The following is a 278-nucleotide window of genomic DNA, read 5'->3' as shown; positions in this document are numbered from 1 at the left end:
CATGATGATCGCCATCCCTCCCAAATACGCCGTCTCTCAGGTGATCGGATACATCAAAGGCAAGAGCGCCATCCATCTCGCACGGGTGTATGGCGAGCGCAGGCGCAATTTCGTTGGGCAGCACTTCTGGGCCAGGGGCTACTTCGTCTCGACCGTCGGTCGCGACGAGGCCGTGATCCGCGCCTACATCAAGCAGCAGGAACAGGAGGACCAGCGCCTGGAGCAGTTGAACCTCTGGCGCTGACACCCACCGACCGGTGGTCCCACCATTGGGACCG

The 278-nt window shown here is 61.9% G+C and carries 1 pseudogene; it reads left to right on the top strand.

Features of this window, described 5'->3' with window-relative positions:
- Positions 1–244 (top strand): annotated as a pseudogene (tnpA, locus tag KZZ06_RS20545) (IS200/IS605-like element ISMex34 family transposase); the annotation flags it as partial.
- Between the last annotated feature and the right edge of the window lie 34 nt (positions 245–278).

It is taken from the genome of Sulfitobacter sp. CW3 (assembly GCF_019392245.1).
Taxonomy (GTDB): domain Bacteria; phylum Pseudomonadota; class Alphaproteobacteria; order Rhodobacterales; family Rhodobacteraceae; genus Sulfitobacter.
This window is presented reverse-complemented; position numbering and strand designations above follow the sequence as displayed.